Source organism: Halobacterium jilantaiense, assembly GCF_900110535.1.
GTDB lineage: Archaea > Halobacteriota > Halobacteria > Halobacteriales > Halobacteriaceae > Halobacterium > Halobacterium jilantaiense.
Genome location: NZ_FOJA01000001.1, coordinates 2059754 through 2074702 on the forward strand (window position 1 = coordinate 2059754; position 14949 = coordinate 2074702).

Here is a 14949-nt window from a genome sequence, read left to right on the forward strand (position 1 = left end):
CCGACCCGCTACGTCGTCGTCGATGTCGCGCACCGCTCCGCGACGTGCATCGACGCGGGCGACTAGACTGCGACGAGAACTGTGGGGCCGTTACGCTACTCGCTGTCGTCGTCCGAGACCAGATTGTCGATGGCGACTTCGTCGTCGTTCTCCCCGAACCCGGCGCTCAACACCCTCGTCAGCGCGTCCTCGACGGACTCGTCGACCTCCTGGACGTCCTCCGGTTCGAGCTCCATCACGAACCCCGTCGTGATGTTCGGCGCGGTCGGCATGAACACGACCTCGCGGCCGTCGTCGGTCGTCTTCCCGGTCTTGAACGCCGTCAGCCGCATTCCCGGCCACGGCTCGACTTTCACCGGCTTCTGGAACTCGCTCGCGCCGTCCGACAGCACCGTCTCCACCGCCATCTTCGAGGCGTTGTAGACGATGCGCAACACCGGCAGCCGGTTCATCAGGTCGTCGATGACGGCCTCCACGATGCCGCCGACGGCCGTCCGCATCAGGTAGCCGACGGAGAACACCACGAGCACGAAGACGACCAGCGTCAGACCGACGGCCTGTGCCGGGTCGCTGATCTGGGTCGCGAACAGCGAGAGCCTGGAGAGCAGCCCGAACAGCCAGTAGATGACGTACAGCGTGACGAGAATCGGGACGAGCACGACGAGCCCGCTCGCGAAGTCCCGCTTCCAGGAACTCATACCGGAACCCACAGACGGACCACGTATAGTGATTTCGAGCTTTCTCCCTACCGGCCGACGACTGCGCGAACCGCGAACAGGAGGTTCTCCTTGCGCTCCATCGCGCGCCGGTAGAAGTACGAGAACCACTTGCCGCCGTACGGAACGTACTGCCAGGTCTCCACGCCGTCGGCCGCCAGCTCCGTCTGGGCGTCTTCCCGCACGCCCATCAGCATCTGGACCTCGTAGTCGGTGCCGTACTCGTCGTGGAGGTCGGCGGCGTACTCGATCATCGCGGGGTCGTGGCTGCCGACCGCCACGCCGTCGTCGAACGCTTCGAACATGTACTCCAGGTAGTCGCGGTACGCCTCGTTCACGCGCTCTTTCCGACTGTACGCGATGTCACCGGGCTCGTCGTACGCGCCCTTCACGAGCCGGACCTTCCCCGGCACGTCCGCGAGCCGTTCGAGGTCGTCCTCGGTGCGCTTGAGGTTCGCCTGAATGCAGACGCCGACGTCGCCCTCGTACTTCCGGGCGAAGTCCTCGAAGGCGTCGAGGGTCGCGTCCGTCGTCTCGTGGTCCTCCATGTCCACCCACGTGAACACGCCGTGGTCGTCGGCGGCCTCGACGATGCTCTCGAGGTTCTCCCGGAATACGTCCACGCCGACGTCGAGTCCGATCTGGGAGGGCTTCACCGAGACGCAGGCGTCGACGTCCGTGTCCGCGATGTCCCGCACCAGATCGCGGTACTGCCGTGCGTCATCGTCTGCGGGCGGGCGCTCGTGGTAGTGCTCCCCGAGGAGGTTCAGAATCGCCTTCACGTCCCTGTCGTTCAGGTCGTCGGCGTGCTGGATTGCCTCTGCCGGCGTCTCCCCCGCGACGAACCGGCTCGCGATGGGCGGAATCATACACGAACCTGGGGGTCGCCGTCCCTTAAGTACCCCGCTCGCGGGAACCCGCGGCTTTTTGAGTGGTGCGCGACCACCGACCCGCATGGACCTGGTCGGCACCGTCGCCGTCGCCGTGTGGGCGATGCTCCCCGCGTACGTCCCGAACAACGCCGCCGTTCTCGCCGGCGGCGGCCGCCCAATCGACGGCGGCCGCACGTGGGGCGACAGCCGCCTCTTGGGGGACGGCAAGACGTGGCGTGGCACCGCCGTCGGCACCGTCGTCGGCGTCGCCCTCGCCGTCGCGCTCAACGCCGCCCGCCCCGCCGCAGCCGACGCACTCGGCGTCACGCTCCCCGAGTTCCCCGCCGCCGCGATGCTCACGCTCGCGTTCGGCGCGATGCTCGGCGACGTCCTCGCCTCCTTCCTCAAGCGCCGGACTGGTCGCGAGCGCGGCGCTGCCTTCCCGCTCGTCGACCAGCTCGACTTCGTCGTCGTCGCGCTCGCGCTCACCGCCGCCGCCGCCCCCGCGTGGTTCGGCGAGACGTTCACCATCCCCGTTCTGGTCGCCGTCGTCGTCCTCACGCCCGCGCTCCACCTCCTCACGAACGGCATCGCGTACGCGCTCGGCCTCAAGGACGAGCCGTGGTAGTACCGTCGGCCTCGCGGCGAAGCCGCGAGTGAACCGCGTCGTTCGGGTCCTGCGGACCGTCCTCAGAAACGCGGAGCGTTTCTGATGGGCTGCACGAGAGCTCCGCTCTCGTGAACGCTCACTCGCGGATGCTCGGTGTTACCGGCTGTGGCGTCAGTCGAGCCGCTTCTCGTAGATGCAGTTCTGGACGCCCAACTCCGAGTCGTAGTCGTCGTCGGCGTGCTCGAAGCCGTGTGCCTCGTAGAAGCCGCGCGACGAATCGTTGTCGGCCATCACGACCAGTCGGAGCGTGTCGTAGTCGGTCTCGCGGGCCCGCGACTCGACTGTCTCGACCAGCCGGCTGCCGACGCCCTCGCTCTGACGGTCCGGGTGGACGTAGATGGCTGCGAGGTCGTAGGCGTCGTCGGTTGGCACGCCGGTCGCGTACCCGACGACCTCGCCGTCCTCGGCGACGAACGTCGTGCTGCCGTCGTCCTCCGCGTAGCGCGCTCGCAGGTCCGCCACGTCGTAGTAGTTGGCGAGGAACTCCTCGACTGTCTCCGGGCCGACGATGGGCGCGTGGGCGTCGTGCCAGGCGGCGTCCGCGACCCGGCGGACGGCCGACGCGTCTCCGGGCCTGGCCTCACGAACGTTCATGTCGTGACGTTCGTGGACACACGGCATAGCGTTTGGGCGGGGACCGGGGGGCTTTTGTCCGACGGGCACGCCGTGTCCACCGATGCCCACCGACGACCTCGTGGCCGCCCTGCGGGCCGCAGACGCCGTCAAGTACGGCGAGTTCGAACTCTCGCACGGCGGCACCTCGGAGTACTACGTCGACAAGTACCGATTCGAGACGGACCCCGACTGCCTGAGCGCCATCGCCGAGGCGTTCGCCGACCGCATCGATACGGACACCAAGCTGGCGGGCGTCGCGCTCGGCGGCGTGCCGCTGGCCGCCGCGACCGCGACCGAGGCCGGCGTCCAGTACGTCATCGCGCGCAAGCAGGCCAAGGAGTACGGCACCGCGAACCGAATCGAGGGACGGCTCGACGACGGCGAGGAGGTCGTCGTCGTGGAGGACATCGTCACCACCGGCCAGTCCGCCGTCGACGCTGTGGAGGCGCTCCGGGACGCGGGCGCGACCGTGAACCGCGCGCTCATCGTCGTGGACCGCGAGGAGGGCGGCCGCGAACTGCTCGCCGAGCACGGCGTCGAGATGGAGGCGCTGGCCACGGCGAGCGACCTGCTGGACGCCGAGTAGCGACGCGACGTGAGCGCGTTTGTGGTTCCTTCCCGCACGCTGCGCTTCGAGGTATTCAAGTTTGTGGAAACGTGTGTATCGATATGAATCGAGCCGAGAAGGCCGCCCTGCAGTTGCAGGCGGTCGACGTCCTCCGCACGCTGAAAGAGACCCGCACCTACGACGAACTCTCCGCGGATACCGGGCTGCCGGCCGGCGACCTGAACCGCTACGTGAACGGCCACGTCCTCCCGAGCGCGGACCGCGCCCGCGAGGTCGTTCGCGACGCCGGCGCTGACCTCCTGCGCGACGAACTCGCCGCACGCATCCACGTCGACGACGACGGCTACGTCGACAACTCCGGCGTCGTCTTCGACCAGTCCTTCCTCGACCTGGTCGCGCCCGTCGCCGCCGAGACGTTCGACTTCGAGGTGCCGGACGTCGTCCTGACGGCCGCCACCGACGGCATCACGCTCGCCGCCGCGCTCGCCTCCTACTACGGTGCGGACTGCGCGTACGCCAAGCAGTCCAAGGAGACCGCCGTCGAGGAGTTCGTGGAGGCCCGCCAGCGCCTCGAATCCGGCATCGAGTTCACCTACTACCTGCCGGCATCGGCCCTCGACGACGGCGACACCGTGCTCGTCGTCGACGACCTCATCCGCTCCGGGGAGACCCAGGAACTCCTGCTGGACATCGCCGACTCGGCCGACGCCGACGTCACGGGCGTGTTCGCGCTCATCGCCGCCGGCGACGAGGGCATCGACCGGGCGCGCGAGCGAACGGACGCCCCGGTCGGCGCGCTCACGGAACTCGACGCGCTGTAACGCCGAATTCTATACATGTTCGCGCATCGTTCGAGGATGAGGAAACTGTTACTCGACACGAACGTCGAACGTGCATAACAAGCCTCAAGTATCGCGGTAGGATGTGGCCGAACGTGCATCATGGGGCTCGCTGACTACTTCGGCTTCGACGAACACGACACGGACCTGCGCACGGAAGTCGTCGCAGGCGTGACGACGTTCCTCGCGATGTCCTACATCGTCGTCGTCAACCCCGCCGTCATGACCCAGATAACGCAGGACGGCGAGGTCGTCAAACCCGGAATCGCGCTCGCCAACTACAGCTACGCCGAGACCGTCCAGATGCTGGCGGTCGTCACCCTGCTGGCGTCCGCGGTCGCCATGCTCGTCATGGCGTTCTACGCGAACCGCCCGTTCGGGCTCGCGCCCGGCCTCGGCCTCAACGCCTTCTTCGCGTTCACCGTCGTCGGCGCGCTCGGCGTCCCCTGGCAGACCGCGCTCGCGGCCGTCTTCGTGGAGGGCATCCTGTTCATCGCCCTCACCGCGGTCGGCGCTCGCGAGTACGTCATCAAACTGTTCCCCGAACCGGTGAAGTTCGCGGTCGGCACCGGTATCGGGCTCTTCCTCGCTATCATCGGCCTGGAGGCGATGGGTATCGTCGTCGGTGACGCCGGAACCATCCTCGCGCTCGGCGACCTCGCCCAGAACCCGGTCGCCATCCTCGCCGTCGTCGGCCTGTTCTTCACGGTCGCGCTGCAGGCCCGCGGCGTCACCGGCAGCATCATTATCGGCATCGTCGCCACCACCGTCACCGGCGCGGCGCTCACGTACGCCGGCGTCGTCGACCCCGGCGTGCTCGCCGGCGAGTTCGTCCGCAACGGCGGATTCGCCGCCAGCGAACTCCCGAAAGCCCAGTACGACGTGACGCCGCTGGCCGGCGCGTTCATCGAAGGGTTCCGGAACGTCGAAGCGTTCAGCTTCGCGCTCATCGTGTTCACGTTCTTCTTCGTGGACTTCTTCGACACCGCCGGCACGCTCGTCGGCGTCGGGCAGGCCGGCGGCTTCCTGAACGACGACGGCGACCTCCCGGACGCCGACGAGCCGCTGATGGCGGACGCCGTCGGCACCACGTTCGGCGCGATGCTCGGCACGTCGACGGTCACGACGTACGTCGAGTCCGCGACCGGCGTCGAAGAGGGCGGCCGCACCGGCATGGTCGCGCTCGTCGTCGCGGTCCTCTTCTTGCTGTCGCTGGCGGTCGTCCCGCTGGCCGCCGCCATCCCCCAGTACGCGAGCCACATCGCGCTCGTCGTCGTCGCGCTGCTGATGCTCGCGAACGTCACGGCCGTCGACTGGGACGACATCACGCAGTCCATCCCGGCCGGCCTCACCATCCTCGTGATGCCGTTCACGTACTCAATCGCCTACGGCATCGCCGCCGGCATCATCTCCTACCCCATCGCGAAGGTCGCTGCCGGCGAGTTCGACGACGTGGAACTGGGCCAGTGGCTGCTCGCTGGCGCGTTCGTCGTCTACTTCTACGTCCGCACGAGCGGCGTGCTCGCGGCCGCAGTGTAGCGGTCGCCGCCACTCGCCCGCAGTGCCGTCGAAGCGGCCGTCCCCGCTCGGTCCACCGCACTCTTGGGGCTCGCTCGTCTACGGCACACCATGGCACTCGAACTGTACAAGCTCCCGGGCTGCCCGTACTGCGCGAAAGTCGAGACGAAACTGGACGAACTCGACCTCGACTACGTCGAACACGAGGTCCCGAGTTCGCACAGCGAACGCGGCGAAGTCGAGGACGTCAGCGGCCAGACCGGCGTTCCCGTACTCGTCGACACCGACAACGGCATCGACGGGATGGCAGAGAGCGACGATATCGTCGAGTACCTCGAAGAGACGTACGGCGCATAGGTCGTTTTGGTCCAGGTTTTGCGCGGAGAGCGCGTGAGCGCTCGGAGCGGAAAAGCTGGGCGACCTGATATCGTCGAGTACCTCGAAGAGACGTACGGGGCCTGAGAACGGCAGCGAACCGCCGTCGCCGGTATCCACGCTTTTTTGCGGTAGCACTGGCTTATGAACCTTGTCTGTGAACGCCGTCCAGCAAATCAGCTCGATACTCGAGGAGCTCGCGTCGACGCAAGCCCGGGTCGGCGCGACGGTGATCCTCGCGGCCATCGCGGCGCTGCTCGCGTGGCTGTTCGCGCCGCGAATCGTCCGGACGGTCCACCGGGAAGTGACCGGCCGCATCCTCTCCGACGAACGCGTCCCGGTCGACCTCGACTCCTTCGACGTCGGGTTCCCGGTGACGCTCGTCGTCCGCACCATCCAGCTCGCGCTGTTCGTGCTGGTGTCCCTGATGGTGCTCGTCATCTGGGGGTACGTCGACGTCGCCGTGGCGGCCGTCGAAACTATCCTCGGGACGATTCCGCTGTTCGTGCGCGTGCTCATCACCGTCTCGCTGGTGGCGGCGACGCTCGTCGGCATCGACGTTCTCGAAGACCGCGTGGACGCGTACGCCGAGCAGTCCGACGCGCTGAACCAGCACCAGAAGGGCGTGGTGTTCCGCGTGCTGCAGGTGAGCGTGCTCGTCGCGGCGACCATCGCGTCGCTGTCCGTCTGGGGCGTGAATCTCGGCGGGCTGCTGGTCGGCGCGGGCTTCCTCGGCATCGTCATCGGTACGGCCGCCCGGACGACTATCGGGTCGCTCATCGCGGGGTTCGTGTTGATGGTCGCGCGGCCGTTCGAGATCGGTGACTGGGTCGCCATCGGCGACGACGAGGGCACCGTCACCGACATCACCATCATCAACACCCGCATCCGGAACCCGAACGGCGAGGAGGTCGTCATCCCGAACGAGAACGTCCTGAACGCGACGGTGACGAACCGCACGAGCCTCGACCGCCTGCGGCTGTCCGTGGACGTCGGCGTGGACTACGACGCCGATATCGAAGCGGCCGAGGCAGTCGTTCAGGACGCGCTCGAAGACGTCGACCACGTACTCTCGAATCCGACGCCGCAGGTGGTGCCGACGTCGCTGGGCGACTCGGCGGTCGTCCTGGAGTGCCGGTTCTGGATCGACCACCCGAGCCCCGCGAAGCGCGCGATGGCGACCGCGAACGTGGTCCGGGACGTGAAGGGGGCGCTCGACGACGCCGGCATCAAGATTCCGTACCCGCAGCGCGAACTGCTCGGCCGCGAGGAGACTGGCGGCTTCCGCGTCGAACAGCAGGACCGACAGACGCAGCGCTGACGGGCTGGGAACTCGCGTCTGGAGCGGTCGCTCGCCGGGCGTGACTTCGCTGATTGCGCCGTCGCTACGGCTGTGTCGAAGGAAACTCGGTGGCCGGACCGCTCACTCGTCGAGGTCGTACAGGGTGATCTGTCCGGACTGTCGGACGACGACGAAGAACTCCTGATACGAGAACGAGACGCGGAGGTTGCCGCTGGCGTTCGGTTCGGTCGGTTCGACGACTCGGTTCAGCGCGTCGGGGTCGATGGCGTCGTGAAGCGGGTCGAGAGCAGTCGGGTTTTCGTCCGTGGCCTCTGCGACGAGTTCGACGACGGCGGTTGCCGGCCTCACGTCCGTCCACGCGAAGTTTCGGCTGAGTGGACTCGACTCGGCAAGCGCAGCATCGGTGGCTCCTCGATTCGTGCTCAACATTCTGCGTACTCTGCTTGTGACCGCACCTCAAATATAACTTCCGTGACTAGTGTACAGGGTTCTGGTAACCAACTCGCAATAACCCCCGGAGAGCGGCGTGTTCGCGGCCCCTCGGAGACTGATTGGAAATCCAACTACAATGCGTGTACGACTTCGGGCACCGCTGCTGCCGGAAATAAATTGCACTGCTCTAACAAGACTGCGGGCACGCGGTGTCGTCTCCTGTGCGCTAATAGAACCCCTCGACTCCGGACTGTGGTGTAACGGCTCAGGACAGCAGGGCCACGCTGTCGCGTGCCGTCTTCGCGTAGAGCCCCTCGTCGGAGACGGTGACTGGATTTCCACCGTCCGGGAGCGCCCGCCAGCGCTCCTCGCCCGTCGCTGCGTCGAGCGCCACGAGCGGTCGGTCGTATCCGTCCTCCAGCAGGAGTGTGTCGTCAGCGAGCAGCGCCCGGTCGGCGTAGGACTCCCGCTCCCACTGTACCGTGCCAGTCGTCTTCTCGATGGCGACGAGACGCCCGGGCTGCTCGGGTCCATCAGTCAACTCCGTGCTGCCCGCGAACACGTACGTCTCGCCGACTGTCGGCGTCCCGACAGCCATCGACATCGGGACGCTCCACAGTTCCTCGCCGGACGCCGCGTCGAGCGCGACGACGCGCCCGCCGCCCGATTCGGTCGTGCCGACGTAGACGCGGTCGCCGTCCGCCGACGCCGCGCTCGGATTCGCCAGCGACCGGGACCACGTAATCTCTGGACCCGGACCGACCGCTGCCGTCCCGCCGCTCCAACTCACTACTCGCTGCTTCCCAGCGACCGCACCGACGCGCGTGGGCTGCCCGACGTCGACGCGCCACTCCTCGCCGTCGCTGAGCCGCAGTATCCGCACGGCTCCGCTGTCCTCAGTCGAGTAGTAGAGGTGTTCGCTATCGACTCTCGGGTGCCGTGCGTCGTCTGCGACCGACTGTTCGTGCCGAACGCTCCCAGACGCTAGGTCGTACACGAGAACCGCTCCCGACGACAGCACGACAGCCCTGTCGCCGGGGAGACCGCGCAACCACCCGGATTCCGCCATCGTTTCGTTCTCGCTCTCGCTTGCCGAGGCCCGAACACACCGCACACCCGGCCCAAAACACGCTCGCGAGTCCGTCGTGAGTACCCCCCTCGCCTCGAACGTTTCGCTGACTCCGTCCGGCTGCCGCACGGAGACATCCGAGGAGCCGGACAGGCGCGCGTCGCTCCTGTGGAACCGCCAGCCGCCCGGCTCGGCCTCCGACACTGCGCCGCCCCACTCGGTCTCCGACTCGCCTCCGGTGCATCCGGAGACGACACCCAGGGACGCGACGCTCGCGGTCGCGAGGAACTCCCGTCTGTTCATACAGAGGCGATACCGGCCGGCAAGAAAAGTGTACTTTCAGACAGGACTGGCCGCAGACGACGCGCGGAACTACGCCTCCTGCGGGTCGCCGCGGTCCATCAGGAGGTCCCGGAGGTCCTCGGAGTCGTCGATGTCCTCCAGTTCCTCGCGCTCCACGATGGCGGTGTCGTCGACGGCCTCCCGGCTCGCCTCGTCGACGACGTAGACGGCCCGCGTGTGCGTCACCTCGCCGACGGAACTCATGATGCGAGCGCGCTTCACCGCGGCCTCGGTGAACGACGAGTGCCCGGTGAGCAGGCGGTCAGGGCCCGCCGACTCCTCGCTGACGGCCTTGAACGGCGCGCGAACCGTCGGGTGGACCTCGAAGCCGACGCGGGCGAGCACCGACAGTACCGGCACGTCCTCGGGCGCGGCCTCTGGGTCCTCGGGCGTCGGGTCGGCGTCCCGGACGTCCTCGGCCCCCTCCATCACGTCCACAGGCGACGTGAGGTCGCCGCCGAACAGCTCTTCGAGTCGCATCGCCACGTCGATGCTGGCGTTCATGCCGTCCTCGTACTTCGAGACGGTCCGCCGGGAGACGCCGAGTTCGGTCGCCAGCTTCCCCAGACTCAGGTCCTCTTCCTCTCGGCGGTCCGAGAGCACGTCGCCGTCGATGTTCACGTAGAGGCCGCCCGGCGCGGCGTAGACCAGCGGCGACAGTCCCTCCACGAACAGCTCCATCGCGGTGTCCGGGCTGAACACGGGGACGCCGTGCCGGAAGTACACGACGCCCGGTTCCAGTTTCTCGTCGCGCGTGCGGAGCCCCACGACGAGCGGGGTCGCCTGCAGGTAGGTGCCGAGCCGCCGCATCTCCGCGCCGGTCTCGGCGTCGAAGGCGTCGATGTTCCCGAGAATCTTCAGCAGCACCACGTCGTCGCCGCGGCGCGCGGCGACGTCGAAGCTCTTCGGGCGCGTCGCACACCGGTCGCTCACCGAAAAGCCCGCGTCTGCGAGCATCGCGGTGACGTTCTCGATGAGAGCCGACCGTGACATACTGCGTGGTAAGTCTTTCGGGCCATATATGCGTTGTGACGGGCGAGACGCCCGCCTGCCCCGGGTTTCGACAGTCACGCCACCGAACCATCACGTCCGACGCCGCGGCCGCCCGACCGCAACCGGAAAACCGCTGCCCGCCGTACGCCCGGGCATGACCGTCGTGGCGCTCGACGACACGGACTCCCGGACGGCGGGGATGTGTACGACGTACGCCGCCCACCTCGTCGCCGAAGAACTCCGGGCCGCGGGCGTCGACGTTCACCGAATCCTGCTCGTCCGACTGAACCCAGCTGTCGCGTACAAGACGCGGGGGAACGCGGCGCTCGCCGTCCACGCCGACGTCGACCCCGCGGTCGGACTCGACGTGGCCTCGCGGGTCGTCGAGGAGTACGCCGAGGTCGACGACGAGCGCACGAACCCCGGCGTCGTCGTCGCCCACGAGGCCGACGCGCCGCCGGCAGTCGCTGCGTTTGCCGAGCGCGCACTCCGCGAGGATATCGACCCCGGCGAGGCCGAGTCGCTCGCCGCCGCCCACGGCTACCAGACCGCGGGCTGGGGGAACGGTCGCGGCGTCGTCGGCGCGCTCGCCGCCGTCGGCGCGTGGACGGCGTTCGACGACTGGACGTACGAGAGCATCCACTACCGGCCCCGCGAGCGCTGGGGAACCACCCGGGATGTCGACGCCGAGAGCGTCTTCGCCGCGGCCGACGCCGCCTACCCCGACGCGTGGGACACGGTCGACCGGGCGGAGGGCGACCTCGTCTGCGTCCCGCACACACCCGGCCCAATCCTCTACGGGATTCGCGGCGACGACCCCGAGACCGTGCAGTGGGTCGCCGACAAAATCGACAGCGAGCGAGTCCACACCAGCGAACTGTTCGTGACGAATCAGGGCACCGACGCCCACCTCGCCGACGCCGCGCTCGCTGACGTGCAGGACGGCCGCGCGTACCGCGTCGACGCGACGGTCGCCGCCGACCCCGAGACCCGCGAGGGCGGCCACGTCTTCCTCGATGTCGAAGCCGACGGCGACCGTCTCGCCTGCGTGGCGTTCGAGCCGACCAAGCGCTTCCGCGGCCACGTCCGAGGGCTGCGTCCCGGCGACCGCGTCGCCGTCTGCGGGGAGGTCGCCGACGGCACGCTCAAACTGGAGAAGTTCGCGGTCCGGGACCTCGTGACGACCGAGCGCGTCACCCCCACGTGCCCGGACTGCGGGACTTCGATGGAGAGCGCGGGCGCAGACCAGGGCTACCGCTGCCGGGACTGCCACACCAGCGCACCGGGCAAAGAGCGCCGCCCGCTCGGCCGCGACCTCGACCGCGGCTGGTACGAGGTGCCGCCGTGCGCGCGCCGGCACATCGCCCGCCCGCTCGTCCGCGGCGAGTGGGACGCGCCCACCCACCCCGAACGATAGGTAAGTGTTTTGCGGGGATTTTCGGTCCGCCGCAAGGGGCCCCAACCCTTTACCGTACGGTCGTGGAACGTGGAAATATGACGCCGGGCAGCCGCACTCGCTCCGACGACGCCGCTGCACAGCCCGACGACCAGCCCGAGAGCGCTGCCGCCGGGCAGGTCATCGCCCGGGTGGAGTCGGCCGACGACGGCGAGGAGTGTACGCTGTTCCCGGCGGACGCCGACGCCGAGGAGCTCGTCACCACGTGGCTGACGGCGGCCGACGACTCGTTCGTCGACCTCTCGGACTGCCGCTAGTCCGCCTTCAGCCCGCTCCCGGTCAGCGCGACGACGACGTCCTCGCCTCCGTCGAGCGTGCCGTTCTCGCGGTAGGCTTCGAGCCCAGCGACGGCCACCGCGCTCGTCGGTTCGACGTAGAAGCCGCGCTCGTGGAGCGCCGACAGCGCGGCCTCCGTCTCCGACTCGCCGCACGCGATTGCGTCCCCGTCAGTCTCCCCGATGGCCGCCAGCAGCTGGTCGAGGCGTGCGGGCTCCCGAATCTGGATGCCGTCGGCCGCGTCGTTCGCGCCGGCCGCTGCTTCGCCGTGGCGCTCCTCGACGACCGGGGCGACGCCCGCGGCCTGCACGCCGAGCAGCCGCGGCACGTCGTCCGTCCATCCGGCGTCACGGAGCTTCTGGAACCCCCGGTACGCGCCCAGGAACAGCGTGCCGTGGCCGAGCGGGAGCACGACGGCGTCCGGCACCGCCCAGTCGCGCTGCGCCGCGAGCTCGTACGCGAACGTCTCCGTGCCCGCGTAGAACGCCGGGTTCCAGGCGTGGCTCGCGTACCACGCCTCGTCGCCCACCGCCTCGTCTCGCGGCTCATCGCCGCTCGACCATTCCGTGGAGCGTTGCTCCACGCGCCTCACGCAGGCGTCTGTCACGTCCTGCCGGCTCCCCTCGATTCGCACGGGCGTCGCGCCCGCCGCCTCAATGGCGTCGAGCTTCGACTGTTTGGCGTCCGCCGGGACGTAGATGTCGGCGTCCACGCCGGCCCGTGCGGCGTACTGCGCGATGGCCGCGCCGGCGTTCCCCGAGGAGTCCTCGACGACGCGCTCGACGCCGAGTTCGGCGGCCCGCGAGAGCGTGAGCGCCGCGCCGCGGTCCTTGTAGCTGCCCGACGGGAACACGTAGTCGAGCTTGAACTGGGCGTCCCACTCGGCCGACTCGGTGACGGGCGTCCAGCCCTCTCCGAGGGTGACCTCCGGACCGACCGGGAGGAAGTCGGCGAACGCCCACAGCCCGCGCTGGCGGGCCACGTCGGGCTCGTCGGTGTCCGGCACCGGCGACTCGGCGAAGTCGAGCGCGTGCCCGCACTCGCAGCGCCACGGCTCGTCGGGTCCCGACTCGTAGGTCGCGCCACAGGACCGGCATTCGAGCATGCGTCGACACACGCGGCCGTTCCACCTGAGCGTGGCGGTGCCGGCCAACGCATTCCCGCGCGGCAGGACTCGGAGCAGTCGTTTAGTGCCGGTGACGTGTACGCTCACGCATGGAACTCCGCGTCAGCCGGCTCGGCGTCCTCGGCGTGTTCGGTGTGTTGGGCGTGCTCACGGGTACGGAAGAACTGTACGCCCTGTTCGCGCTGTTCGCGCTGTTCGCCGTCGACCGGACAATCACCGTCCCGGTCGCGCCGTCCCGCGGCGACGCCTGAGCCAGTCAGTACGCGTCCACGTCGATGGCGTCCGAACCGACGTGCTCGCGGCCTTCCGTAGTCACGACCGGCGAGTCCCCAGCGCCACGACTCCACCCCGCTGCCCGCCGACGTAGAGCCGGTCGCGCGTCACCATCACGCCCTCGGGTGCGACGGGGATGTCGGCGCGCCACCGGACGCGGCCCGCGTCGCGTGAGAGGGCGAGTATCGCCCCGCGGTCCATCGCCCCGTCAGTCCGCTGGCCGAACCCGACGACAACCGAATCACCCGCCACCACGGTCTGACAGAGCCGGAACGTCTGCCCGTCGGCGACTCGAACGTCGCGGTCCGCGAGCGACTCGCGGTGGCTCCACTCTAGTTTCCCGGTCTCTGTGCGGAGCGCGGAGACGACCATCCGCTCGGGCTGCTCTGTGGCCTGGCAGACGAACGCCCGCTCGCCGTCGGTCGCCAGCCGCGAATACGCTGCTCCGCCTTCGCCCGTGTGCCCCGGAAACTGCCACTCCGTGTCGTTTGTCGTCGCTCCGACGGCCAGCGTTTCACCCGGCCTCGTTGACCACGTGACGCCGCTCGCGAGGACGACTGTCCGGTCGCTGACTGCGACTGGAGTGCCGGGGTAGTCCCGAAATGGCAGGCGGGTCCGCTGTATTCTCGGGCCATCCTCGCCCAGCTCAACCGCAAACAGCAGCGGTGCAGGCCAGGCGTAACTCGCCCACACCCCGCTGTCGGTCACCGCGAGGCCGACTGGTCGCGCAAGCACCGTGTCGCTCAACTCGGCAGTGAAGCGGAGCCGCCACTGTTCAGTCCCGTCCGACGGCGCGAGACCGTGAATCCCGTAGGGCGTCTGGACGTAGAGGGTCTCCGGGGTCGCCAGCAGCATCGCCGCGAAGTCTTCGGACGAGCCGTTCCGCAACAAGAACTTCGCTGGTACATCCTCGGCTACTTGCTCGTAGAGGTTTCGCCGCCAGCGCACCGTGCCGTCGGCCGCGTTCAGGGCGACGACATCGTTGCCAGCTCCGACCAGGTACAGCGACCCGTCCACGAGGCCGCCGTACCGCGGGTTCGGGTGTTCGGACGGGAATTCGAGTCGGCGGTCCCACTGCCGCGTGCCGTCCGCGGCGAGCGCGCGCAGATGGACGCCGTCGTCGAACTGCCTCGCGGCGACCACTCGGCTCGGCGTCGCGGCGACCAGGTCGCCGCGTTCCTCGGCCGCCACCGAGTCGCCGCCAGTACCGTCGGTCCACTCGACGGTCGGCTGCGACGGGACGCCGTCCGGGCTCTGTGCGGTGTTCTGTGGGTCCCCGCTTGGGAACGGCCACGCGTCCTCGGACGGCGACCACGACGTGCCGAGTGACGCCGGTGGTTTCTCGTTCGGACTGCTCTTGCCGAGATTGAAAGAACTACAGCCGGCGAGGCCGGCGACGCCGCCGGCAGCGAGCAAGCGGAGTGCATCACGGCGACTGGTGGAGGGCATCAGTGACCGTCCGTACTCCAGTCAGAACAATAACTGACGGGGGCCGTCTGCGCGCCC

General features: G+C 68.8%; 17 protein-coding genes. 9 read left to right on the top strand and 8 right to left on the bottom strand.

The genetic code is table 11. The features are described from left to right. Positions 1–95 precede the first annotated feature (95 nt). Positions 96–698, bottom strand: coding sequence for a DUF502 domain-containing protein (locus BMW35_RS10550; RefSeq protein WP_089669403.1), 603 nt, complete (start codon positions 696–698; stop codon positions 96–98). Positions 699–745: 47 nt separating this feature from the next. Then, a complete protein-coding gene (locus tag BMW35_RS10555; RefSeq protein WP_089669404.1) occupies positions 746–1585 on the bottom strand; it encodes a proline dehydrogenase family protein in 840 nt (279 codons plus the stop codon). An 85-nt stretch (positions 1586–1670) separates the two neighbouring features. On the opposite strand from BMW35_RS10555, the gene BMW35_RS10560 reads away from it, so the two are divergent. Next, positions 1671–2216 carry a CDP-2,3-bis-(O-geranylgeranyl)-sn-glycerol synthase gene (locus tag BMW35_RS10560; protein WP_089669405.1) on the top strand — a complete coding sequence of 182 codons (546 nt, stop codon included), beginning with the start codon at positions 1671–1673 and terminating at the stop codon, positions 2214–2216. 153 nt (positions 2217–2369) lie between these two features. Here the strand turns inward: BMW35_RS10560 and BMW35_RS10565 are convergent, their stop codons facing one another. Next, positions 2370–2852, bottom strand: coding sequence for a GNAT family N-acetyltransferase (locus BMW35_RS10565; RefSeq protein WP_177170821.1), 483 nt, complete (start codon positions 2850–2852; stop codon positions 2370–2372). A gap of 82 nt (positions 2853–2934) precedes the next feature. Here BMW35_RS10565 and pyrE point away from each other — a divergent pair, with 82 nt between their 5' ends. The 5 genes from pyrE (at position 2935) to BMW35_RS10590 (ending at position 7494) form a co-directional block, all read left to right on the top strand. Next, a complete protein-coding gene (gene pyrE / locus BMW35_RS10570; protein ID WP_089669407.1) occupies positions 2935–3459 on the top strand; it encodes an orotate phosphoribosyltransferase in 525 nt (174 codons plus the stop codon). 83 nt (positions 3460–3542) lie between these two features. After that, complete coding sequence (locus BMW35_RS10575; protein WP_089669408.1) at positions 3543–4262, top strand: phosphoribosyltransferase family protein; 720 nt, start codon at positions 3543–3545, stop codon at positions 4260–4262. Between the two features lie 120 nt (positions 4263–4382). Continuing rightward, positions 4383–5819 (top strand): NCS2 family permease, encoded by a 1437-nt coding sequence (locus BMW35_RS10580; RefSeq protein ID WP_089669409.1) that lies wholly within the window; start codon positions 4383–4385, stop codon positions 5817–5819. 90 nt (positions 5820–5909) lie between these two features. After that, positions 5910–6155 (top strand): glutathione S-transferase N-terminal domain-containing protein, encoded by a 246-nt coding sequence (locus BMW35_RS10585; protein WP_089669410.1) that lies wholly within the window; start codon positions 5910–5912, stop codon positions 6153–6155. Between the two features lie 175 nt (positions 6156–6330). Beyond that, the gene (locus BMW35_RS10590) at positions 6331–7494 is read left to right on the top strand and encodes a mechanosensitive ion channel family protein (RefSeq protein ID WP_245708193.1); all 1164 of its coding nucleotides are present in this window, start codon (positions 6331–6333) and stop codon (positions 7492–7494) included. Between the two features lie 102 nt (positions 7495–7596). On the opposite strand, the gene BMW35_RS10595 is transcribed toward BMW35_RS10590, so the two are convergent. The 3 genes from BMW35_RS10595 to BMW35_RS10605 all read right to left on the bottom strand — a co-directional run bounded on the left by BMW35_RS10595 (position 7597) and on the right by BMW35_RS10605 (position 10312). After that, positions 7597–7824 carry a HalOD1 output domain-containing protein gene (locus BMW35_RS10595; RefSeq protein WP_089670410.1) on the bottom strand — a complete coding sequence of 76 codons (228 nt, stop codon included), beginning with the start codon at positions 7822–7824 and terminating at the stop codon, positions 7597–7599. A gap of 349 nt (positions 7825–8173) precedes the next feature. Continuing rightward, a complete protein-coding gene (locus BMW35_RS10600) occupies positions 8174–9280 on the bottom strand; it encodes an outer membrane protein assembly factor BamB family protein (RefSeq protein WP_089669412.1) in 1107 nt (368 codons plus the stop codon). Positions 9281–9349: 69 nt separating this feature from the next. Further along, positions 9350–10312 carry a transcriptional regulator gene (locus BMW35_RS10605; RefSeq protein WP_089669413.1) on the bottom strand — a complete coding sequence of 321 codons (963 nt, stop codon included), beginning with the start codon at positions 10310–10312 and terminating at the stop codon, positions 9350–9352. A gap of 154 nt (positions 10313–10466) precedes the next feature. Here BMW35_RS10605 and BMW35_RS10610 point away from each other — a divergent pair, with 154 nt between their 5' ends. Both BMW35_RS10610 and BMW35_RS10615 read left to right on the top strand, forming a co-directional pair. After that, a complete protein-coding gene (locus tag BMW35_RS10610; protein WP_089669414.1) occupies positions 10467–11729 on the top strand; it encodes a tRNA(Ile)(2)-agmatinylcytidine synthase in 1263 nt (420 codons plus the stop codon). A gap of 77 nt (positions 11730–11806) precedes the next feature. Further along, positions 11807–12025 (top strand): DUF7511 domain-containing protein, encoded by a 219-nt coding sequence (locus BMW35_RS10615; protein WP_089669415.1) that lies wholly within the window; start codon positions 11807–11809, stop codon positions 12023–12025. Here the strand turns inward: BMW35_RS10615 and BMW35_RS10620 are convergent. Continuing rightward, positions 12022–13149 (bottom strand): pyridoxal-phosphate dependent enzyme, encoded by a 1128-nt coding sequence (locus BMW35_RS10620; protein WP_089669416.1) that lies wholly within the window; start codon positions 13147–13149, stop codon positions 12022–12024. The two genes, BMW35_RS10615 and BMW35_RS10620, sit on opposite strands and share 4 nt — an antisense overlap. A 110-nt stretch (positions 13150–13259) precedes the next feature. Here BMW35_RS10620 and BMW35_RS15645 point away from each other — a divergent pair, with 110 nt between their 5' ends. Beyond that, the gene (locus BMW35_RS15645) at positions 13260–13421 is read left to right on the top strand and encodes a hypothetical protein (RefSeq protein ID WP_177170823.1); all 162 of its coding nucleotides are present in this window, start codon (positions 13260–13262) and stop codon (positions 13419–13421) included. Between the two features lie 61 nt (positions 13422–13482). Here BMW35_RS15645 and BMW35_RS10625 read toward each other — a convergent pair whose 3' ends face one another. Further along, positions 13483–14892 (bottom strand): outer membrane protein assembly factor BamB family protein, encoded by a 1410-nt coding sequence (locus BMW35_RS10625; protein WP_089669417.1) that lies wholly within the window; start codon positions 14890–14892, stop codon positions 13483–13485. Positions 14893–14949 lie beyond the last annotated feature (57 nt).